This window comes from Pseudomonas rhodesiae (assembly GCF_013285305.1).
GTDB lineage: Bacteria > Pseudomonadota > Gammaproteobacteria > Pseudomonadales > Pseudomonadaceae > Aquipseudomonas > Aquipseudomonas rhodesiae.
The window spans coordinates 528,392-549,426 of sequence record NZ_CP054205.1; the positions used below are offsets into that span (position 1 = coordinate 528,392).

A 21,035-nucleotide genomic window follows, 5' to 3' on the forward strand; every position below is an offset into this window, starting at 1 on the left:
ACCGCACGTTGCGCCTGATGTCAGGCGATAAAAACCCCGACTGGTTCGGGGTTTTTTTATAGGCGCCGATCAGTCCTGACGGCTTTGCAAGATGCTGCGCGCCAGCGACGCATTCACGTAATCGGTTATCAGCGACAGCCCTTCGTAAGGCGCGATCTTTCGGTTATCGATGCACAACTGCGCCATCTGCAACACCACCAGGCGCTTCTTCTTATTGAGTCGCACCCCCGGCACGCCGAACGCCGCTTTGCGCAGTTCGGGCAGCGGTGCTTCGTCCGTCAGTTCAAGCGTGAGCCAGATGCCTTGAATCGGTTGCAGCGACACATTGGCGATATGCTCGATCGGCAGCGGTTGCGCCAGGTTGGCAAACACAAAATGCTCCGGCGTGAGCCGCAGCGCGATCTGCGGCGCGCGTTTGTAACGGCGCACGCCCAGCCACACAAAGATCAGCGCGATGCTGGCGATGGCCCCGCCGGCACCGAAGGTCGACAGCGGCGTGCCTTTCACGCGCGATGGATCGAGCCAAGGCAGACTCATGATCAGCAGCCCGAGCACCACAAACGGCGCCGCCAGTACCGTCGTGATCAGGGCGCGCCGCCGGCCACCCTCGTGTAAGGCGTGTTCGCCCTGAGCGGAAGCGGCCAGCGTTTCCAGCAGTTCGGTTTGTGCCTCGTCTTCGGCGACCACGGCCTGGATCAAGTCGTCGGACAGCTGTTCGCTAAGCGCTGACACCGAACTGAAAAAAACCGCCAACTGCGCCTGCGCCGCCTCGACATCCACCGCGCGGGTAGCGTTGCGCGTGGTCTCATCCAGCGACACGTTCAGGGCTTGCAGGCGTTCGCCGTTGGAAGGGTGGGAGTCGGTTGGGTGTGGTTGGTGAATGTCCAGTGCGTCAGGCGGTAGTTGCAAGGCTTGTTCGCGTAATGCAATCAGCAGGCCCTGGGTCAGGTCTGCTGTCGACGCCGTCTCGCACAACGTGATCAACGCGTCCTCTAGGTGCGGTTGCAACACCGAAACGCGCAGCAAGGCCGAGGCTGCCGCCCCATTACCGGCCAACCGCGCGCCGGCGGCATCGGCCAGCAGTTCGCGCTCGCGACTCCAATGGTTCACCGCGTGGTCGAAGCGCTGTATGAAAAACACCCCGAACAGAAACGACGGACGCATCAGCCACCCTTGGATCAAGTCACTGGCCAGCAATGTCTCTTGCAGCGCCTCCAGGCTGCGATTGACCCCATCGTAGATCGGCAGAAAACGCAGGCTGTACTCCGTGTCCTGCCCCACAAAGTGCGCCAGCTCATGACCAATCACGGCATTGATTTCCGCCGGATCCAGCAGCCCCAGGTACGGCAACGGCACATGCAACGTCCGCCCATGCAGCGAGGAGTGCGCCGGCAGCAACGTGGCGTCGCTGGAAGTGACGTAAAAGCCTTGGGCCAAGCTCACCACGATATGGTCGGGCGGCAAAGCACCGAGCCGCCCCGCCAATTCACTCACCTGGCGCCATAAACCTGGAGCCTGTACGGGCGTAACTTCCCGCGCGAAAATCTCCATGGGCGCCGGCGTGAACATCACCAGCATGTGGCGCAATTGCCGCAGCAGCAGCCAGATGGAATACAGGCAGAACGCCGCAACCACCCCCAGCACCGCCATCAACTTGACTTCGCCACTGCCCAACCGGCCTACATGCCACATCCCCAAGCCTTCGAAACACAAGGCCAGCGCCACCGCCGCCGCCATCGCCACCACATGGCTCACCAGCCCATAAGGCAACAACCGACTACCTTGGGTGAACACACGTAGTAATGTTTCTCGCGATTGCAACGCCTGTCGCCCCGCCCAGTGCGTCCCGGCCAACGCCGCCAGGCCGATCACCGCCGCCAGCAAACCGAACCCCACCACCCACGGCGCCAACCCGCGCATCGCCCGATTCACCTGATGAGCCGTGGGTAACTCCGCCTCGATCTTTTCCAGACGTGAGAGCGCCAACTGCACGCTGATCTTCTCATTCGGCAGATCGACACTGGCCGTAGGGTTCCTCGCTGCCAGCGCCCGCAGTTGCTGTTTCGCGATGCTCACATTGCTGTGGTAATCGATCATCGCATTGCTCATCTCCTCCGCACGCTGCCGCTCCCAGTTACCCAGGGCAGCCAACAGCAGCGGGAAAATCACCAAAAGGGCGACGAGTTTTAGAGCGTTCATGGGAATCCGTTCGTGACGCTGGGGGATGTTGGTTATACCGAAAAGGGTTGGGGGTGGGCAAAGTGCTTTTGGCGGTCACCTCGCTGACCGAGGCCCTTATGCATATCGATCAGCAGTCCTCACGGCCGGATATCTGAAAAAGCAGGAATTGCCAAACGCCAACGGGCTTCCTCTTCATTTCTTTTAGTCGACATTGCGCGAGCTATTGATGCTGTAACCGGTGCTATCCGTAGGCAGCTTCTTCCTGGCGAATCCGTTGATAACGATGTAAAGCAATGGACCAATCGATACGAAGACTGCCGTTATTAGAAAGTAAGGCACAAGAGAGACCGCAGATCGGCCTTTGGACCGAGCGTCTCGATACATCCAGATGCAGGCGAGGACGCCGAGCAGGTAAAGGTCAATAACTACTTGGGCAGTGTCCGGGCTCGATATTAACTCCCGGCCGAAGTCGATCAGCGATTGATCGGCAACGAACATAGTACCCGCTGTATACATTGAAAAAATCACCAACGTGGAAAGCGAGAGGTAGGGTCTGTTCATTTGTCCTCCTTGAGCAATAAGCGATGATCAACGCTGACAAGGTAGTGATATTGTCACGACGAGATCAATGACCTCACAGGTCATGGACTCAGCCAATTCGCGCCGTCAGAGTCGAACAATGAGCCCCCGATCTTTTTCTCGAACGACACCCTCCATCACCGCAAGTGAGCAGTTGCGGCAACTGCGACGTCAGGCAAAATTGAGCCAACTCGACCTCGCCTTGATGTCGAGTATTTCTCAGCGCCACCTCAGTTGCATTGAGACAGGGCGCGCCAAGCCAAGCCCGGGCACCCTGCATAACCTACTTATGGCGCTCGATGCGCCTCTAGAGCTCTGCAACAGTGTCTTTCTCGCCAGTGGTTACGCACCGCGCTACGAAGCGACACCTCTTTCCTCGCCAAGCATGGAGGCTGTTCGTGACGCTATTACTCATCTCCTTCATGCCAACAACCCCGCACCAGCGATTGTCTTGGGGAGTCAGTGGGAGATATTGGCCGCCAACGCCAGCGCTGGAGTGTTGTTCGAACTGGTCGGTCTGAGTACCGATGCAGCGATTGGCCTAAATCTTTTGGTAACGCTGCTGGAGCCTGGAGGGTTGGGCGATCATCTGAGCAATGCCGAGGAAATCAGATTGATTGCCTGGCAAAGGGCCGCTAGAGAGGCCCTGAGCAACCCAGGGCTCGCGACGCTTCTGAAAAGCCTCCCCGCGCCTCAAGAGGCTTCCACGTTGGCAAACGAACCGCCTCCGTTAGTGCTGACACGGATCGACTCAAGGCACGGGGAACTGAAATTCATGTCAACTTTCACAACATTTGGCATGCCTCTCGACATTACTATGGAGTCGCTGCGTATTGAGCATCTGATTCCTGCTGATGCGAGAACCTGGGAAGTCATGGGCCGAGCCTATGAACAATTGAAACGCTGATGCCCCTTATCTTCGGCTCAATACATTCATAGGGGGTGTCCGCCAGACGCTTAGTACGCCAGTAAAAGCGAGGTCAGCCCCCTTTCTTCTCCGCGGCTAGGTGCGCTTTCCGCCATTGTCCCGGTGGCAGCATATAAAAAACCGATTCAAAAATGAGTGTGGACGTTTTGACGAAAACGAGACATAGGATTTTCGCCGTTTCCCAAACCCCAGAAACCACAAAGCCCCGCATTGCGGGGCTTTGAGATATGGTGCGGCACCAGGAGTCGAACGGAAACGTAATTACCTGATATTGATAAGGTTTAACGTAGAAAAATGAGGCTCTACCTCTTAGCTTAAGAAAACAGGCCCAGAGAGAGCTTAGGCTGCAGTGGTGCTCAACAGATCGTTCAGAAACTGGTGGGATCTGATCTAGTATCGTCGCGATGTTGACATCTCAGATGTAGATTGTGGCGGCAATGGTTGTATCTGGGTTTGGTGCTCTAGACATAGTGATGGCGAATTAGTACTGTGGACATAGCTAGGAAAGCGGGCTCTAAGGGAGTGACCTAATTGGTTATTTTTGTTGGCGGTATTCACGGATCGGGTAAAACGACGTTCTGTCACGAGCTAGCAAACCGCACGGGGCTGAGTCATCGAACCATTAGTGAAATAATAAAAGAAGAAATCACTGATCTTCAATTTGATGCAACCAAGCGTACTTCTAACTTAGCGCGAAATCAAAGAGCTCTAATTGCCTGGCTCGATAGAAATCGGACCTCTAATGACTGGATTCTAGATGGTCATTTTGCGCTATTAGATGATTTTCAGAATATATGCTGTATTGACTTGGATGTTTTCAGGGCAATAGCGCCTGTAGGGATAGTTTGTTTAAATACGTCAATTGAGGTAGCCCTCCAAAGGCTTGGAGCTAGAGATGGGAAAATCTGGTCGACAGCGGTTTTGGAACAGTTGGCTGATGCCGAAGCGCACTGGGCTAATAATGTAGCCAAAAAACTAAATATACCTATTTGCTCTGCCATGAATGACGATATTGTACTGGTTGAGCGTTTTGTACATGGACTTATGGAATAGCGTAGATGGCCAGCAGTTTTATTAAAAGCCTAAGTTATGGTGCGTTTTCCAGCGATGAGTTGGCAGAGGAGTTTTTCGACTCTCTTAAACAGGACTATTCAGGATTTACTGACTGGTATAAAAAAAAGGTCGCTGCGGGTGACAGTGCATATACCTTTAGGGGGCCTAAAAAAAGGCTTGATGGGTTTTTGTACTTAAAGATAGAGGAGGAATCTGAAGGTATTGTTCCACCTTTACCTATGGGTAGACGGTTGAAAGTTGGGACTCTAAAAATTAACGCACATGGAACGAGACTGGGAGAGAGATTTATAAAGAAAGTTTTTGATAATGCCATTGATCAAAAGGTTTCTTATATATATGTAACGGTTTTTGCGAAGCATGAGTCATTAGTTGAGCTTTTTCTACGTTATGGGTTCATACGATATGGCACGAAAGAGACGGTTGATGGTATAGAGGATGTATTTGTCAAAGATCTCACCTTATTAGTAGGCGATCCCGTGAAGGATTTTCCCAGGTTCGATCTACGTGGGCGAAAGCATTTTCTATTAGCGATTTATCCTGAGTATCACTCGTCATTTTTGCCTGAGTCGATACTTAAAAATGAAAACTACGATATCCTGGAAGATGTTTCTCACACTAACAGCATACACAAGATATACATATCCGGAATTGCACGTGCGAAACAAATGCGTGCCGGAGATATTATTGTTATTTATCGAACAACCGATCGCCCGGGACACGCTAGGTTTCGTTCAGTTGCTTCTTCGATAGTGGTCGTCGAAGAGGTGAGGCAAATAAAGAGTTTCGCCACTGAATCGGAATTCGTAAAATATACCAAGCCGTATAGCGTATTTACCAAGGATCAACTAAAAGACTATTTTACTAATAAGGGAAAATATTATATAATAAAGTTTACCTATAATGCAGCGCTGATGAGGCGCATAATTAGAGGGCGGCTCATTGATGAATGCGGGATTAGTACGCGGACTCGGTGGGATTTAATTGGTCTGTCAGAAGATCATGTGCGGTGGATAGCGGATTTTGGGGGCGTTAATGAAGGTCTTATTGTCAATTAAGCCCGAGTATGTTACTAAAATTCTTAGCGGTGAGAAACGCTTCGAATTTAGGAAGGTTGGGTTTTCAAATCCGGCCGTTCATACAGTAGTAATTTATGCCACCAGGCCGGTAGGGAAGGTAGTGGGTGAGTTTGAGGTGACTCGAATTTATCAAGACTCTCCGAGCAGAATTTGGGAAAAGACAAAAGCACACGCCGGGGTGAATAAGAAATTTTTTGACGCCTATTACGAAGGAAGAGATAGTGCCATAGCGATCGCAGTGGGTCGAGTTATAACGTATGAAAGGCCGTTTGATTTGAAAGAGTTAGGTGGGCCTAAGACGCCTCCCCAGTCGTTTTGCTACATCGATTCACCTGAACGTCAAGTGGCTTTAGAATTGTCATGAATATCGAAATGCTCAGAGATAGGCCTTTTTCGGAGGGTAGTGGAGTGATCGAATATCCCGAGCTTCCACGGTTAATTGATAGAAAATATCTTGGTTCAAATCCTGATGCATTTCAGGTCTTATTGCCGAAAATATTTGATCATCTTTCTGAGTTGTCTGGCTATTATCCAGGTTTTGATGATTGGCTTAGTAAAAAAGTTTTCCCGGGGTTGATATCCGGTGAGCGAAGCATTCTTTTAGAATATCGTCGCGGTGATCTATCGGGTTTGGCGATAGTGAAAGATGATGAGTCTGAACAGAAATTGTGTTGTTTGAGAGTTTTGCCTCCCTATCAAGGTACAGGGGTTGGGTTAAAGCTTTTTGAGCGCTCATTTGAAGTGCTCAACAATGACTCCCCGCTATTATCTATTGCTGAAGAGCAGTTGGTGGTGTTCCGTAAAATTTTTCAATACTACGGTTTTGAGTTTGCTAAACTTTATCCAGATTACTATCGGCCTTTCAAAGCTGAACTAAGCTTTAATGGTCTAATAGAGAGTGAATCAAGTTTCTCTCTTCTTAAGCCATCCGCCGGATTTAAACTTTCTAAATATCAGAAGTTAATTCACGGCTAGCTTCTGTATGGGAGCAGCGATTTAATCTTTCGGTGCAGACGGGATGCAAACTTCTTAGTCATGTCTATGGCTGGTTCTATGAGCATTAAAAATACACCTATTATAATAAATGCTGCCATTTTAGATGCGGATGTTACGCAATCGTCGCACGAATAATTGCTCATGCATTTTGGGAAATATTCCCATAATCCGTTACCTGTTGCACCAAATAGTATGCCAAGTAATACAAATCGGGTCATCAAAAGTAGGCCGGATTTGTTCTTTGAGAAGCGGCCTAATACAATTAGGTCTTTAACGCCGCGATCATCACTAGCTGTCCATTGGTGGCCTAAATAGTTACTTACGCTATTTTCCTCTGATATCCGTTCTCTATGGTCTAATCTGATGTATTCATTCCAAACATCCTCGTCCATTAGCGAGCGGTAGCCGTTATATGTTTTTCCTTGGGATGAACAGTCTTCACTACGGTCTGTTGTTAAAAAACAATGTATTCTTTCAAACTGGGGGAAGTCGACAGTTTCGCTACCGCTTAAGAGTTCCTCCGGTACGCCCCGTCGAACGTTGATCCTAAAATCGACTATTCGCATTTCAGTTCTTGAGCTTATAAGGGTACGATCCTTTTGAGAAAAAGTACTTGTGTATATTTCTTTAGGTACATTCCTTATTCTGAATCTAACATATGCCGATATTCTTCTGTCTGGGCTTAGTGTGCTCGGATGAGTGCGGGGAATCTCGACTAAAAGCCGAGATGAGGTAGTTCCATTACTTAGGTTCACGTATTCAATTTTAAAAAGCTCGGAGTTGAGCCTAAGCAGTGAAAATGGCTTCTGGTCTTTGCCATCTTTTCTAAAGCTAATGTTTGCAAAATTTCCTTCGGCGAATCCATCATAGTGCACAACTTCATTGAAGATGGCGGCTACGCTTTTCTCCCCGTTTAGTTTGGCGCCAAGATCGCTGATATCTTTTTTGCTAACTTCCCACGGTAAGTCTACTTGGATGAAGCCGGTGTTCTGACGATCGGAAATCATTACCCCAATATCCATAAATGGGCCAGCTGGTTTTTTTCCAACTTCCCAAATGTTGATATGAAGTTCATCCCTTAGTCGCGTTTCGTGAGGCGGTTTCTCCTCGGAGTTGATTTTTTCTACCAGTTCTTCAGAACACACGGCACAGAGTGTTTTATCTGCCTGATCAGTTGTTCCTGAGTCAGTATTACTAGAAGCGTCGTTGCTTAAGCTGTTGGCGCTGGACTGCTGAGCGCGAGGAATCTCTCCGTCGGGAAACTGACAGACTCCTTGTTGTGGCTTGCGGTAACGTACAATTATTCCCGAGAATGGGTATCGCATTAGGCGCTCCTTATCCAACTGCTGTGTCAGTTTGTAGAGCAACCGATCTTATGTCAATCGGCCATCACGCTAGGTTTGCTGATAGATTTCGACGTCAGTGCAAATCGCCATTTTTTCTTCATCCGCTTTGCGATTAGCGCAGCTGTCAAAAGATAGTAGTTGCGCGTTGCTTCTTTTTTTTCGGTTTCCTGTTCGAAAAACCACCTCAGATGTTTTTCTTGCCAAGTCCAAGGGTTGTCGCGCTGCCATCGCTCAGCGATAGCTGTTTGGATATTCTTCGCCTGACGAAGGTGGCGTTGGCGTGTGGAATGCGATCCTGTCAGGGCGCCAGCCAAGAACAGCTCCATATCGAATGCCTTGCTCATATTCGACCGCCAATGTAAGCCGACACCACATCGATACGGCCGTGCCCGAGTTCATAACTGATTTGTACTCGGGCCTCCTGATCTAGCCGTCGGTCGAGCTGATAGCAGCGGCCACCGTTGATGGGAGCGAGATGATGGGTGATTTGCTCGTAGCGTCCGCACGCATAGGCCGCCCGCAACATATGGAAGCCTTTGAGGTCGCGCTCATGGAGAATGACTCGTGCAGGGCGGACGATTCCCCGTTGGAAATCAAAGTAGCTTTCGTGCGGAGAAAGCAGGTTGCGGCTGCCGTCAGGCGAGACCTGCTTGGCATACCTCAGTGCGTCGCGAATGTGTTCATCTACCTTGATCCAGCGAGGTGCCGTCGCACCGGATCGGCCACCTTTAGTGCCCTCCTGGATGTTGATCTTGCCGAGTTTTTCGGCCTCACGTTGCAAGCGCGGTAGGTCGGCCAAAATGGCCTCGCGCAAGCGCATGCCGGTGGCCCGCGCTAACTGAGCGGTGGCCGCCGCGCGCGGCATTTGGTGTTCGCAGAGCACATCGACGATCCGCTTAACGTGTTCACGGTCTTGGCCTTGCGGCACCGAGTGACGAACATTGGTGCGCCGCATTCCCAACGCCTTGCTCGGACTCACGACCTTCACATGTTGATCACCGCGAAGCGCAGCCATGGTCCGGTTCACGCTGGACAACCGGTTTTGCGCGGTGGCGATGGCGAGTTCACCTTGTTCAACTCGTTGACGTAGATGTCCGGCGTAGTCCAACAAGGTCTGCAGATCAATCTGCCGCGCATCGTTGAAATCTGGCCCATCCTCCGAGCGGCACCAACGTACAAATGCCTGCCATCGATCACTGTGCGCTTTGACCGTGCCGTAATGCCCTCCGCCGAACATGTCTTTTAACGCCTGCGGCCCGGCATAGCTCAATTGCCGGCCATAGCCAAAATTGCGCCCGTCCCGTCTACCTACCAGTGCCATGATCAAACTCTTCTCGAAGCCAAACCTTTGAGACTTTCCCCACGTCATCCCGCCAAGGATGTTGAGTTTTATCAGGGATCAAGGCCCCTGCGACCTGTGAGGGTTGTCCACTATTGCGGGACTGGCGGCTCTTTACGACCGGGAGCTTGGGCATTTCATGATCTGGCCTCCTGAACACTTCCGAGGAAGTGGGCGGGTGGGGGTTGCTGCATCGGCTGACGAATCCAACGCCGCGAGATCCTGAGTCAGGTGAAGGCAGTGATGCGATGACTGGGGCATGCCTGACTGTCAGTCAAGTGCAGTCCATTTCGTGGGCTGCGGCACCATCATCTGCATCGCTGCTGCTGGTGACTTCGGGGTTTGTCACGCCGATTGTCACGAGGGGGAATGCCGCAAAGCCTTGTACGAGTTGGTTGCAGCAGCGGTAGGAGCGCCCATCTCTTTCCGGGAGAAAGAGACGGGCGCAGGTTGGCGCAGGGGAAGGGTCAAGTGGATAGGTTGCTGCAGGGCAGCTTTGAAAGGGGATGAGTTGCCGCAGTGGGCATACCGGTAAAAGTAGGCAGCCGTCACATCGCTTTTACCGTGCGAGCCGCTGGGGCGCTGATCGCACTTTGGGAGAACCACCACGGTGTGGCGTAGCCTTAAAGGTTCTGGCTACTTGGGTTGCTGTCAACGACAGCGCTTTGCCCGATCTTTTCTACGCCTGTGGATGAAATTATCCACCGATGGAAATCAGTGGTTTTCCACAGACAGTTATATAGGCTTTAGATTTTTTAAGTGAGGTCCATCCAAGCAGGGCGTCTTTGCAGCACTGTTTGGATGGACCGCGTGGACAAGCGGATCATCGAGATTTCGACAGCGTACGCTTACTTTGTTGAGCGGCGATTGGCTTTTTATCGTGTGACATTCGTGCAGAGTCGTGAGGAGTGGCATCCTCTTGCTGATGGGGGGCAGGAATTGGCTCCACCAGTTGATGATCAGTCTCCGCTCGTCGAGTTGAGTGCGACTGTGGAAGACTGGATACAGTCCCCGCACGTATCACTTTTCTTAGTGGACAGGACGAGGAGTGGCCTAACGCGCTACTCCTCCAAGCGGCTTTTCGCTTTGAGCCGCGTGACGTTCGGTTTGGAGCTGCCGGAAGGGCAAATGACCCATGTGCTGCGGCATACACGCATTACATGATGAATGGGGGCGACATCCTGACGCTGCAACGTGTGCTTGGGCAGAAGTACGCACATTTCAGTCCTGGGCACATGGCGGAGGTCGTTTTGTTGAACCCGTTGGCTCGGATATGTGAAAAGAAGAAGGTGAGAAACAGCCGTCCGAAAATGAAATTGGACGAATTTTGGACGGAAGCCCGTTTTTGATAGTTTTGAGGGTGGTGAATTTCTAAACCCCAGAAACCACAAAGCCCCGCATTGCGGGGCTTTGAGATATGGTGCGGCACCAGGAGTCGAACTTTATTATAAACGACTAATTTTTAAGGTAAAAATATCCGTTCTAGGCTTTTTCTATCTCTAAAACTACCTCAAGAGTTGGCGTGCTGAGAATCAACATGCATGAACCCACTAGATGATCGCGTGATCGTTTCTGGCATCCCACGACCGGCGATCCCTTCGCCCTCGTTCCGTATATATTCTACTCAGAGACAAAAAATTTAAGATCCACATCTAGCTCTTCCGCAGTGCTCAGCCAATCCTCAATTAGTTGATAGGCTTGAATGGTTTCCGGAAGGGATGTTAACGGATCGCTGAGATTCGTTACAAAGTGATTTTTTGAAAACGCATTAGCACTTACTACCCATATTTCTTTTTTACACCTAAGCGATCGTCTACGCTCGCATATCAATTCCCATGCGTTTTGAGAGAGCGAGCCACCGACAGGAACCGGTTTATTGATCTGGCCATCAAAAAGCCTGTAACGTGTCTCAATGGAGTGTTCGGCCCCAGCGCTGGGCCAGCGATTATCCCAAATATTAAAGTTCCCAGGTTTAATTTCGTCGTTAGTTGAAACTAGCATATGAATGTTCTTTATAGCTTGGCTTCCGACTTCCGCCAAGGCTCCGGCGGACGATTGAGGGTTGTCTGCCGTGCCGCACTTAACATGGACGAAACATAATTTTTCTGGTGACGATATAATAAAGTCAGCAGGTTCTGTTCCCATATCACAACAAAAAACAAAATCGCATCCAGGGATGTAGTTTGCGAAAGGGCCAAGAGCGCTTAATGCAGTGTTGGGATTACCATATTCTTTCAACTTGTCGAGTAAGAAAAAAACCGAGGTCGGATCGAAGCCGTGATTGGTTGTCCCTACATATTTCCGTTCCTCCATAAGCCCTTTTTCTTTAAGGATAGGGTTTAATAAGTCACTTAATTCATATAGTGCGTTCCCAGCCCAGCTATCTTTTGGATCTACTCCCTGTTCGTAAGGAAGTGAGAGTTTATAGAAGTGTCCGTCTAAATAGGTTACGCCATTCTCAAAGAGAACTTTTAGCCGAGAAGAAAAATTCAAGTGATCGACAATCCAGTCGTAATCCATAACGCCGACCGACGGACCAGAGAGTGCAATTTCGAATCGAACATCTTCAGCGTGATAAACTAGTGTTAAAGTTATAGTTTCATGTTCTGCCATCAAGCGGAATTCGTTGTTTACCACTTCGATGTAATAAAAGTCAGGATAAATAATGCCTGCTCGAACGGGGCGCGAACTTTCGAGATCGGTAAAGTCCAATAGCACGGAAAGGATGAGTGATTGTGGTCTTTCCTCTAGTGGTTGTGCATAAGATTTGATTAGGCGGCCAGCATGTTCTCCGGAATTGATATGATTGTCGACGGTGTCAATCCATTCGGATAGATCCTGAATGGTGAAATTACTTTCCTTTTGGTCCGAGACCCTCCCGGATCTTGCCCCTATATAGTAACTGCTTGCTCGCTTTCCGTCGTTACCGATATTATCAACCTTCACCATGGTCAAAGCATATCTCGAATTGCTTTGACTGCTTCTCGCGCTATCTAAATTTTGTCCTTTCAAAGCTACGGATTCGGGCCTGTGAATAGGACGGCCGAGGGCTTTGGCATGGGTTTCTTTAACTCTGCGATGTTGAGTTGTCGCGGTCAGAGCAGTGAGCTTATCGATGTGAATCGCATTCTTAAGCCTATATTTTTCCTGATTGTAATAACGCCCGCCACCGCTATCGAAAATTGCAACGCCGGTCGCAATTTCTTTTACGATTATCAAGTCAAGTTTTGGCTCAAAAAAAAGTTTTTCTGAGAAGAATTTTGAACTATTGAATGAGACGTATATTAATACACTCATATCTAGTACTTCGTCATATTTCTTTACTAGGGCGCCACTGCCGTGCAATTCCCAATACAAACGATCCATTAAAAGTGAGGTGGAGAAGTCTTCGTTTTTTTGTACAAAACATACCGACGCTAGCGGGATTGATATATCTCTCTCGGGCTCGATTTCATTAAGGTTGACGCGTTCCCTAAAACGTCCACTGAAATAGCTGTGTTGAGGGAAAGATCCAAGAAAGTTTTCGATTAGGTAGCTAGTGCTTAGCGATTTTACAAAATCCTTGGCGCCAGTCTCAGTGGAAATGTAGTTATCGAAGCGCTCGTAACCTTCCCACATGCCCTCATTTACTCCGCCAGTTAGATCTAAGACGATAGGGTGAACGTCGCCGTACTTACGTACGACTCGACCTACTGCTTGAACAAGTTCACGACCACTACCAAGTTCGTAGGTCAGCACCAAAAGCTTGGCTTCGGGTATATCTACACCTTCGTCAAGCTTGTGCTGATGGATAATTATTCTGAGTCCTTCAATTTTAAGTGCTGCGCTAACCCTTTTGAGTTTCCTATCAGCCTCTAGGTTGTCGAATTTTTCATGCACACTAGCGGTACTAAAATGAGGAGAAAAAATATTATGATATTTTTCTATTTCCTCTAGGTTTTTGCATTTAACTATGCACTTCAAGTCTGCATTTGAGTTTAGGAAGTTTGCCACTTTTTGTAAGGTGGCTTCTACTTCGCGAACCTGCTCATAGGTGGGTGCGTATATAATGCCGTCGGAGACCGCATTTTTGAACGTGAATACATATGCGTGTTTTGTGCTTACGTTTAGTTCGAACAGGTCATTTCGGTATGGCGTGGCCGTCACCACAACTTTAAGAGCTTTGGATTGCCTGATTATTTCTCTCCATATGGGAGATGGCTCGGAGTGTCCCTCGTCGACAATTATCAGATCGAACTCTTGTTGGATTCGGGCCAGATTTTCCTCGTTAAGCCTAGAGAGCTTTTGGAAACTCGAGATATAAATACCGTCACCCTTGTTGAAATCTGCGTCCCTATAAGTTTTCTTTAGTATGATTTCGTCATCACCAATTGTGGATCTGAAAAACTTTTTAGATACTTCACGGTATAGTTGATCTTTGACGGCCCTTCGGTGGCATATTACTAAAACTTTTGCTTCTTTGGATAAGTGGGCAATAAGTGATATTACGCCAGTTTTTCCTGCTCCAGTGGGTAAGTTTATTAGAAAAGCCTTCCCCTCCTTCTCCTTTAATTTGCAAAATTTAACAAATTGTAGAGTTGCAGCGATTTGACAGTCCCTGAGTTTTTCTCTTATTGACTCTATGTATTCGGCGATGATCATAAGCACTAACCTTGGATAAAATTGCTCAAATAGATACGGTGCTGAATTCCGCGGAAACAGCTAGGGTTGTTTAAATTGGAATATAAATCATTTGAACGTTACAAGTTTATGTAAGTATCTATGATTAAGCTGCTTCGTCTCATGTCGACAGCCTCCGGGGTTATCTTCATAAAGATAGGAATAGAAGCTGTTAGTTTTTACGAAGCTAGAAAATTGCAGTAGAGGTGAAAATATCCTCTTTATGGAGGACAGTAAGCTATAGCGGCGGGCCATTCCATGCTCCAGAGGTGATTTCCGTTCGTAGCAAAAAGCCATTACTCACTTTAACGTGTGCTGTAGCTCTCCGCAAAGGATCTCTGATGCGCCAAGGGTTGTAGATTTTATTTCTTTGATTTTCTTAGGTTTATTAGTAGGACTACTTACGTTTTCTGGGTCGATTGCTGCAGTTTTGAAGGGCAGCAATCGGCCAAAGGGGACGTTGGCGACAGGTAGCAATCGGTCAAGCAAACACACGTTTTTCTCGCTCATTTGGATTCGATGCTAGGCTAATGTTGGAATGAGGTACTCCTGCCATGTGCGGCAAGTTGTCTTGATAAAAAACGTCGGCTCTTAAAGAACCAACAATAAAAATACTATGGAGCTAACAATGATTACGGGGATTTCAAAGATAAAGGGTTTGGGCGTTTACGACAACTATACAAAGCCATTGGGTACCCAGGAGTTCGGGATCAAGAATTTGATTTATGGGTGGAACTATTCGGGAAAAACTACGCTTTCGAGGTTGTTTGCACTACTCGAAACAAAGAAATTCAATCATGATCTAGTCGGGTGTGAGTTCAGTTTCGAGACCGATGATCAGCCGATTACCGAAAAGAATTTTCAGCAATCTGGCCTAATAGTTCGCGTTTTCAATTCTGACTTCATTCGAGAAAATCTACACTTTGAAGGCAGTAGCTTTAAACCGATACTTCTTCTCGGTAAGGAATCCGAAGAAGCCCAAGGCCAGATTAATTACATTGCATATCGAATAAAAAAATCTGAGGGGGTTAAGAGGCGGCTTGACGCGCAACTCAACAGTATCACCCAAGCAGCCTCCACTTCAAAAACCGATGCGGCCAAAAATCTTCGCCAGCTTCTTAAAATCGATCCGTATACTGCAACCCAACTAGGAAATGACATTCCGATAGTGGGAGTCCTAGACTCCCAACTTCTTGGCGAGAAGGAACTCTCTGAAAATATTGAGCTTTCCCTAACTCCTGACAACAAAAAACCAAGTACCGTTGATAGGATCGAGGCCTTTCCGTCTATTGAAAATATTCACCAAGAAGCAGTAACGATTCTTGCTGCTGTCCCGACTTTCACCAATACGCTCAAGCATCTCGAAGACCATCCCGAGATCGAGCGCTGGGTAGAGTCAGGCCTACAAATACACCCTCATGAAGGTGCTTGCGAGTTCTGTGGAAACACCGTCACTGAAGATAGACTTTCAGTATTTCAGGCCCACTTTTCCAAAGATCTCGCGGAGCATAAGCGGAAAGTCGAAAATCTCTTGCACCGTGTCAAGTCCGCCGAAATCAGGCTCGCACCGCCTAAAGAAGCTGAGTTCAATCCACAGTTCCGAGACAGCTATAAGGTTTTTGTCGAGTCTTTACCCAAGGCCATTGAGGCGTTCAATCTGGCGGTAAAAACCCTGGCAGAAGATGTTCAACGCAAGGTTGATGCCCCTCGCAAACTGATGGAGCCAGCTCCATTGGCCGAAGGGCTAGCCAGCACCATTACCGACGCGGTTGATGCTATCAATACCCTAATCGAGGAAAACAATAAGCTAGCTGACAACTTCTCCACTGCAAAGGCGGAGGCCACTAAGCGAGTGAGGTATCATTACGTTCAGCAGTTTATCGACTCTCAAGAGAAAGCCGGATACGAACGCATCAAGGCACGTCTCGTCCAACGTCGCGATAGGCTGCTCGCTTACGCCACTGATCGTCAAAGTGAGGTCGAAAGGCTTCAGGCCCTTATTAGTCAAGCCCAGTTAGGCAGAGAGAAGGTCAATGAACGACTAGGATCCATGCTGGGCAGTGAAGCCGTCCAGATAGTTGTTACCAAAGACCCGGCGACAAACCAAGAGCAGTTTAGGCTCATTCGTACGAATGGCAAAATCGCCAAAAACCTGAGCGATGGCGAACGCACCGCTATTGCCTTCTCCTACTTCCTTACCAAACTTCAAGAGTTGAAGCCCGAGGATTTCAAACAGACAGTCGTATATATTGATGATCCAATATCTAGCCTTGATGCTAATCACATCTTTCAAATAACAGCTGCGATCCGTGCATTTTTTTTCAAGCAAGAAAACGAAAATTCTCCATGGTTGACCACCTGTAAGCAGATATTCATTTCAACTCATAATTTCGAATTCTTTAATCTCCTGCGAGAAATAAAGCCTGAAGCTTCCAAGCAAGGGGCTAGACTGTTCCTCATTAAGCGAATAAGCGATAAACAATCGACATTCAACGACATGCCTACGTCACTGGCCCGTTATCAGTCGGAGTATCATTTCCTATTTGAAGTAATTTATCGATTTCATCAGGCTCCGAACAAGACAGATCACAACATTTTAATGCTCCTGCCAAATGCGATGCGGAGATTTATTGAGCTTTATACCTATTCAAGGCTGCCTGGAGTCATGAAGGAGACGGTAGATCAACGAGCTGAGGCATTATTTGGTATTGAGAAGTCCAAGCGTATCCTAAAAGTGTTCCACTACTTTAGCCATGCTAATACCATTGATAGATTGGTTGGGAATAATGAACTAATATTCGATGTAGAGCATGCAGTAAAGGATCTCATCGAAGCCATCACGCAGACTGACCAAAAGCACATGAATGCACTGATTGCATCCCTCTAGGAGCACAGCCAGACAAAAAACTCCTAGCCGTAAAATTTAGATTGAATGGCAGCCTGACTTTGCAGGCTCGGAGATCGCTCGCTTCGGGCTGGTTACTGCATGTATCTGAGATGAGGTGGCTCGCGATTGTGGTTCAGGCACTATCATCTTCATCTCTTTGGCAGCAGCTGCAGGCTGTAGATTCGCCGACGGCCAGCCCAAGACGTTCCAAGACTTTCCTACGCGCAGAGTTATGAGATTTAAGGTTAGGCAGTAATAATAGCGCGTCGCTTTTGAGTGCAGACGCATGTGGTGATTTACAAACCAGGCTAGGTGTTTTCTTTGCCAGGTCCACGGGTTATTTAGATGCCAGCGACTCGATATCGCTGCTTGAATGGCTTTGGCTTGGCGAATGTGACGTTTACGTGTGGCATGCGCCCCGGTCAGTACCCCTGCTAAGAACAGCTCCATATCATAAGGCTTGCTCATGATCGACCTCCGATGTAGGCCGATACGACGTCTATTCGACCATGTCCCAACTCGTAGCTGATTTGTGCACGTGCCTCTCGATCAAGATATGGGTCTAGCAGGCTGCACTTGCCGCCGTTGATAGGTGCGAGGTGTTGGGTAATCTGCTCGTAGCGCTCGCATGCAAAAGCTGCACGCAATTCATGGAAACCTTTGAGACTGTGTGCGTGAAGGGTCTCTCGTGCGGGGCGGACGACACGCTGTTCGAAATCGAGATAGCTTTCATTTGGTGCAAGCAGGTTGCGGCTATCGGTTGGGGAGACCTGCCCGGCATACCTAAGAGCTTCGTGAATATCGTTATTCATACAGATCCAGCGAGGTGCCGATGCACCCGAGCGCCCGCCTTTGGTGCCGTCCTGGATGTTGATCTTGCCGAGCTGTTCGGCCTCGCGTTTCAGGCGTGAAAAATCGGCCAAAATGGCCTCACGCAATCGCATACCAGTGGCGCGTGCCAACTGCAGAATGGCCGCCGCACGGGGATACTGTTCGCGGAGTGCATCGACGATGCGCATCACGTGTTCGCGATCCTGGCCTTGTGGAACTGTCATGCGGATGGTGGTGCGCTGCATTTCCAACGTCTTGCTCGGCCTCGGCACTTTCACGTACTGATCACCGCGAAGCGCTGCCATGGTTCGATTGACGCTGGACAATCGATTTTGTGCGGTGGCGATGGAGAGGTCGCCGCGCTCGACCAAGTGACGTAGATGCGCCGCGTAATCCGACAAGATCTGGCGATCTATCTGTCGTGCATCTTTGAGTCCTGGTCCATCGTCTGAGCGGCACCAGCGCACGAATGCTTGCCAACGATCGCTGTGCGCTTTGACGGTCCCGTAATGCCCTCCGCTGAACATGTCTTTTAACGCCTGCGGCCCGGCATAACTCAATTGCCGACCATACCCAAAATTACGTCCATCTCGCCTGCCCACCAATGCCATGATCAAACTCCTCTCGAAGCTAACTCTTAAAACCTTCCCCCACGTCATCCCGCCAAGAATGTTGAGTGTTATCAGGGATTAAGGCCCCTGCGACCTGTGAGGGTTGTCCACTAACGCGGGACTGGCGGCTCTTTACGACCGGGAGCTTGGGCATCTCATGATCTGGCCTCCTGAGCACTTCCGAGGAAGTGGGCGGGTGGAGGCTGCGCTGGCTGACGAGACCAGTGCCGCGAGATCCTGAGTCGGGTGAAGGCAGTGAAGCGATGACCGGGGCATGCCTGACTGTCAGTCAGGTGCAGTCCATTCCGTAGGCTGCGGCACCATCATCTGCATCGCTGTTGCTGGTGACTTCGGTGTTTGTCACGTCGATTGTCACGAGGGGTAATGCCGCAAAGCCTTGTACAAGTTGGGCTGCAGCAGTGGTAGGAGCGCCCGTCTCTTTCCGGGAGAAAGAGACGGGCGCAGGTTGGCGCAATGAAATGGCCAAGCGGATAGGTTGCTGCAGGGCAGCTATGAAAGAGTATGGGTTGCCGCAGTGGGCACACTGATAAAAGTAGGCATCCATCACATCGCTGTGACCGTGCGAGCCGCCGGACGCTAATCGCACTTTGGGAGAACCACCACGGTGTGGCGTAGCCTTAAAGGTTCTGGCTACCTGGGGTTGCTGTCAACGACAGCGCTTTGCCCGATCTTTTCTACGCCTGTGGATAATTCGGGTCAAGGCTCGAATTTTTGGGAGTTCTGCGGCTGTGGATGAAATTATCCACCGGTGGAAATCTATGGTTTTCCACAGACAGTTGCGTGGGCTTTAGATTTTTTAAGTGAGGTCCATCCAAACAGGGCGGCTTTGCAGCCCTGTTTGGATGGACCCGCGTGGACAAGCGGATCACTGAGATATAAAGACCGAGCGCTTACTCAGTTGCGCCACGTTTTGCTTTTAAGCGAGTGACGTTCGGTCCGGTCTGGTTCGCGAATTCGTGGGGGGTGACATGCTCCTGCCGGTTGGCCTCAAGGTACCGGCTCCACCAGTGCATGATCAATCTGCGCTCTTCAATGAATTCGGCCTTGTGGATGTAAGCGGCGCGGACGTTGTTGCGTTCTTTGTGGCTCATCTGCCTTTCAATGGCGGTCTCGGACCACAGTCCTGACTCAATCAGTGTGCTACAGGCCATCGAGCGGAAGCCATGGCCACAGATTTCGGTTTTGGTGTCGTAACCCATATTTCGAAGCGCGCTGTTCACCGTGTTTTCAGACATCGGTTTCGACGGGTTGGCGTCACCTGCAAATACCAGGTCGAATTCACCGGTGAGGGTGCGGATCTGTTCAAGCAGGGTCACGGCTTGCGGCGATAAGGGTACAAGGTGGATGTCCCCGGCCATCTTCGTTCCCCTTGTTGAAAAGGGTACTCCGTCCAATGCGGGTCGAGTGTCCGGTATCTCCCAGGTGCCGCGCTTGAGGTCGAACTCGCTCCAGCGGGCGAAGCGCAGTTCGCTGGAGCGGACGAACACATGCAGCGAGAGCATGACCGTCAGCCGGGTAAGTGCGCGGCCTCTGTAGGTGTCGATGCGCTCCTGCAATTCAGGCAGACGCGATAAGGGTAAAGCAGGGCGGTGAATCACCCTCGGGGCTTTGATCAAACCTTCAAGGTCGGAGGCAGGATTTGCCGCGATCTGTCGAGCACGTTTCGCCTCGCGCATGATGCTTTGCAGGTAGTTTTGTACCCTTAAAGCGACGTCAATCGTGCCACGCTTCTGGATTGCTTCCAGAGGTTGCATCAAGTCGTGAGTGTCTAGGTCGACAATAGCGCGATCGCCGATTAGTGGAAAAACATGGGTTTTGAGACGGCTCAGGACCGTCTTGGCATGACCCGGAGCCCATTTGGCAGACATCGCTTTGTGCCAGTCCAAGGCTGCGCTCTCAAAGGTTCGGCCTCGGATTGTGGCTTGCGTCTTGGCTTGGTGTTTGGACTCAATGGGGTCGATGCCTTCCGCCAGCATCCGCTTGACCTCCAGGCGCTTCTTGCGCGCATCGGCGAGGCCGACCACGGGGTAGTTGCCAAACGAGGTCAGCCCTTCACGACCATCAGGTTTTACATACCTGAAACGCCAGCCTTTGCGGCCATTGGGTTGGACTAAAAGGTAGAGGCCGTCGCCGTCGAAAAGCTTGTAGGCGCGGTCGGTGGGCTTGGCTGAACGGCAAGCCGAATCAGAGAGCGGGGCAGTGGTGCGCGACATAAGGGTACTCCTCCCTTTATCGAATGACCTTACCCCTATCTTTATCCTTAAAACGGCTGGTATCCATAAGATTTTGGCGGAATCCGACGGAACGCCAAAACGAAAAAACCCGCCAGAAGGCGGGTTTTTCGGGGGTTCCAGAGATTTTGAAAGCCTTCTCTGGAACCTTGGATGGTGCCGGCACCAGGAGTCGAACCCGGGACCTACTGATTACAAGTCAGTTGCTCTACCAACTGAGCTATACCGGCGTGTTAGGGCGACGATTATAGCGATTGGCAAGGTTCTGTAAACCCC

General features: G+C 49.9%; 16 protein-coding genes and 1 tRNA gene. 7 read left to right on the forward strand and 10 right to left on the reverse strand.

Features of this window, described 5'->3' with window-relative positions; all coding sequences use genetic code 11:
• Positions 1-69: 69 nt before the first annotated feature.
• Together HRH33_RS02350 and HRH33_RS02355 are read right to left on the reverse strand one after the other, a co-directional pair.
• Positions 70-2,199, reverse strand: a complete 2,130-nt coding sequence (locus tag HRH33_RS02350; protein ID WP_167418151.1) for a M48 family metallopeptidase — start codon at positions 2,197-2,199, stop codon at positions 70-72.
• A gap of 183 nt (positions 2,200-2,382) precedes the next feature.
• On the reverse strand, positions 2,383-2,742 hold the full coding sequence (locus HRH33_RS02355; RefSeq protein ID WP_040265327.1) for a hypothetical protein: 360 nt from the start codon (positions 2,740-2,742) through the stop codon (positions 2,383-2,385).
• A 118-nt stretch (positions 2,743-2,860) separates the two neighbouring features.
• Between HRH33_RS02355 and HRH33_RS02360 the strand changes: the two genes are divergently transcribed.
• The 5 genes from HRH33_RS02360 to HRH33_RS02380 all read left to right on the forward strand — a co-directional run bounded on the left by HRH33_RS02360 (position 2,861) and on the right by HRH33_RS02380 (position 6,813).
• Positions 2,861-3,667, forward strand: a complete 807-nt coding sequence (locus tag HRH33_RS02360; RefSeq protein ID WP_243269839.1) for an MmyB family transcriptional regulator — start codon at positions 2,861-2,863, stop codon at positions 3,665-3,667.
• A 552-nt stretch (positions 3,668-4,219) separates the two neighbouring features.
• Positions 4,220-4,741: an ATP-binding protein gene (locus tag HRH33_RS02365; RefSeq protein ID WP_167418149.1), complete on the forward strand. Its 522-nt coding sequence runs from the start codon at positions 4,220-4,222 to the stop codon at positions 4,739-4,741.
• A gap of 5 nt (positions 4,742-4,746) precedes the next feature.
• Positions 4,747-5,817, forward strand: a complete 1,071-nt coding sequence (locus HRH33_RS02370) for an N-acetyltransferase (protein ID WP_243269838.1) — start codon at positions 4,747-4,749, stop codon at positions 5,815-5,817.
• Complete coding sequence (locus HRH33_RS02375) at positions 5,795-6,202, forward strand: ASCH domain-containing protein (RefSeq protein WP_167418148.1); 408 nt, start codon at positions 5,795-5,797, stop codon at positions 6,200-6,202. Before HRH33_RS02370 ends, HRH33_RS02375 begins: the two co-directional genes overlap by 23 nt.
• Positions 6,199-6,813: a GNAT family N-acetyltransferase gene (locus HRH33_RS02380; protein ID WP_167418147.1), complete on the forward strand. Its 615-nt coding sequence runs from the start codon at positions 6,199-6,201 to the stop codon at positions 6,811-6,813. The genes HRH33_RS02375 and HRH33_RS02380 overlap by 4 nt, the downstream gene beginning before the upstream one ends.
• Here the strand turns inward: HRH33_RS02380 and HRH33_RS02385 are convergent.
• The 3 genes from HRH33_RS02385 to HRH33_RS02395 are packed head-to-tail and all read right to left on the reverse strand — an operon-like array spanning position 6,810 to position 9,501.
• Positions 6,810-8,159, reverse strand: coding sequence for a hypothetical protein (locus tag HRH33_RS02385; protein WP_167418146.1), 1,350 nt, complete (start codon positions 8,157-8,159; stop codon positions 6,810-6,812). The two genes, HRH33_RS02380 and HRH33_RS02385, sit on opposite strands and share 4 nt — an antisense overlap.
• A 53-nt stretch (positions 8,160-8,212) precedes the next feature.
• Positions 8,213-8,524, reverse strand: a complete 312-nt coding sequence (locus HRH33_RS02390) for a hypothetical protein (RefSeq protein ID WP_167418145.1) — start codon at positions 8,522-8,524, stop codon at positions 8,213-8,215.
• Complete coding sequence (locus HRH33_RS02395; protein ID WP_167418144.1) at positions 8,521-9,501, reverse strand: integrase domain-containing protein; 981 nt, start codon at positions 9,499-9,501, stop codon at positions 8,521-8,523. Before HRH33_RS02395 ends, HRH33_RS02390 begins: the two co-directional genes overlap by 4 nt.
• 828 nt (positions 9,502-10,329) lie before the next feature.
• Between HRH33_RS02395 and HRH33_RS26580 the strand changes: the two genes are divergently transcribed.
• Positions 10,330-10,683: a hypothetical protein gene (locus tag HRH33_RS26580; protein WP_425326813.1), complete on the forward strand. Its 354-nt coding sequence runs from the start codon at positions 10,330-10,332 to the stop codon at positions 10,681-10,683.
• Between the two features lie 456 nt (positions 10,684-11,139).
• Here HRH33_RS26580 and HRH33_RS02405 read toward each other — a convergent pair whose 3' ends face one another.
• Positions 11,140-14,160 carry a DEAD/DEAH box helicase gene (locus HRH33_RS02405; protein WP_173603353.1) on the reverse strand — a complete coding sequence of 1,007 codons (3,021 nt, stop codon included), beginning with the start codon at positions 14,158-14,160 and terminating at the stop codon, positions 11,140-11,142.
• A gap of 646 nt (positions 14,161-14,806) precedes the next feature.
• On the opposite strand from HRH33_RS02405, the gene HRH33_RS02410 reads away from it, so the two are divergent.
• On the forward strand, positions 14,807-17,065 hold the full coding sequence (locus HRH33_RS02410) for an AAA family ATPase (RefSeq protein WP_173603354.1): 2,259 nt from the start codon (positions 14,807-14,809) through the stop codon (positions 17,063-17,065).
• Between the two features lie 36 nt (positions 17,066-17,101).
• Here the strand turns inward: HRH33_RS02410 and HRH33_RS26550 are convergent, their stop codons facing one another.
• From HRH33_RS26550 to HRH33_RS02430, 4 genes are all read right to left on the reverse strand, one after another.
• Positions 17,102-17,533: a hypothetical protein gene (locus HRH33_RS26550; RefSeq protein ID WP_342356292.1), complete on the reverse strand. Its 432-nt coding sequence runs from the start codon at positions 17,531-17,533 to the stop codon at positions 17,102-17,104.
• A complete protein-coding gene (locus HRH33_RS02420) occupies positions 17,530-18,507 on the reverse strand; it encodes an integrase domain-containing protein (RefSeq protein WP_173603355.1) in 978 nt (325 codons plus the stop codon). The genes HRH33_RS26550 and HRH33_RS02420 overlap by 4 nt, the downstream gene beginning before the upstream one ends.
• A gap of 911 nt (positions 18,508-19,418) precedes the next feature.
• Positions 19,419-20,741, reverse strand: coding sequence for a tyrosine-type recombinase/integrase (locus tag HRH33_RS02425; RefSeq protein ID WP_173603356.1), 1,323 nt, complete (start codon positions 20,739-20,741; stop codon positions 19,419-19,421).
• A 172-nt stretch (positions 20,742-20,913) separates the two neighbouring features.
• Positions 20,914-20,989 (reverse strand) — tRNA-Thr (locus HRH33_RS02430).
• Between the last annotated feature and the right edge of the window lie 46 nt (positions 20,990-21,035).

Excerpts from the sequence above, each read along its gene's own strand:
- HRH33_RS02350 (WP_167418151.1), bottom strand. The coding sequence starts at position 2,199 with ATGAACGCTCTAAAACTCGTCGCCCTTTTGGTGATTTTCCCGCTGCTG.
- HRH33_RS02355 (WP_040265327.1), bottom strand. The coding sequence starts at position 2,742 with ATGAACAGACCCTACCTCTCGCTTTCCACGTTGGTGATTTTTTCAATG.
- HRH33_RS02360 (WP_243269839.1), top strand. The coding sequence starts at position 2,861 with ATGAGCCCCCGATCTTTTTCTCGAACGACACCCTCCATCACCGCAAGT.
- HRH33_RS02370 (WP_243269838.1), top strand. The coding sequence starts at position 4,747 with ATGGCCAGCAGTTTTATTAAAAGCCTAAGTTATGGTGCGTTTTCCAGC.
- HRH33_RS02375 (WP_167418148.1), top strand. The coding sequence starts at position 5,795 with ATGAAGGTCTTATTGTCAATTAAGCCCGAGTATGTTACTAAAATTCTT.
- HRH33_RS02380 (WP_167418147.1), top strand. The coding sequence starts at position 6,199 with ATGAATATCGAAATGCTCAGAGATAGGCCTTTTTCGGAGGGTAGTGGA.
- HRH33_RS02385 (WP_167418146.1), bottom strand. The coding sequence starts at position 8,159 with ATGCGATACCCATTCTCGGGAATAATTGTACGTTACCGCAAGCCACAA.
- HRH33_RS02390 (WP_167418145.1), bottom strand. The coding sequence starts at position 8,524 with ATGAGCAAGGCATTCGATATGGAGCTGTTCTTGGCTGGCGCCCTGACA.
- HRH33_RS02395 (WP_167418144.1), bottom strand. The coding sequence starts at position 9,501 with ATGGCACTGGTAGGTAGACGGGACGGGCGCAATTTTGGCTATGGCCGG.
- HRH33_RS02405 (WP_173603353.1), bottom strand. The coding sequence starts at position 14,160 with ATGATCATCGCCGAATACATAGAGTCAATAAGAGAAAAACTCAGGGAC.
- HRH33_RS02410 (WP_173603354.1), top strand. The coding sequence starts at position 14,807 with ATGATTACGGGGATTTCAAAGATAAAGGGTTTGGGCGTTTACGACAAC.
- HRH33_RS26550 (WP_342356292.1), bottom strand. The coding sequence starts at position 17,533 with ATGAGCAAGCCTTATGATATGGAGCTGTTCTTAGCAGGGGTACTGACC.
- HRH33_RS02420 (WP_173603355.1), bottom strand. The coding sequence starts at position 18,507 with ATGGCATTGGTGGGCAGGCGAGATGGACGTAATTTTGGGTATGGTCGG.
- HRH33_RS02425 (WP_173603356.1), bottom strand. The coding sequence starts at position 20,741 with ATGTCGCGCACCACTGCCCCGCTCTCTGATTCGGCTTGCCGTTCAGCC.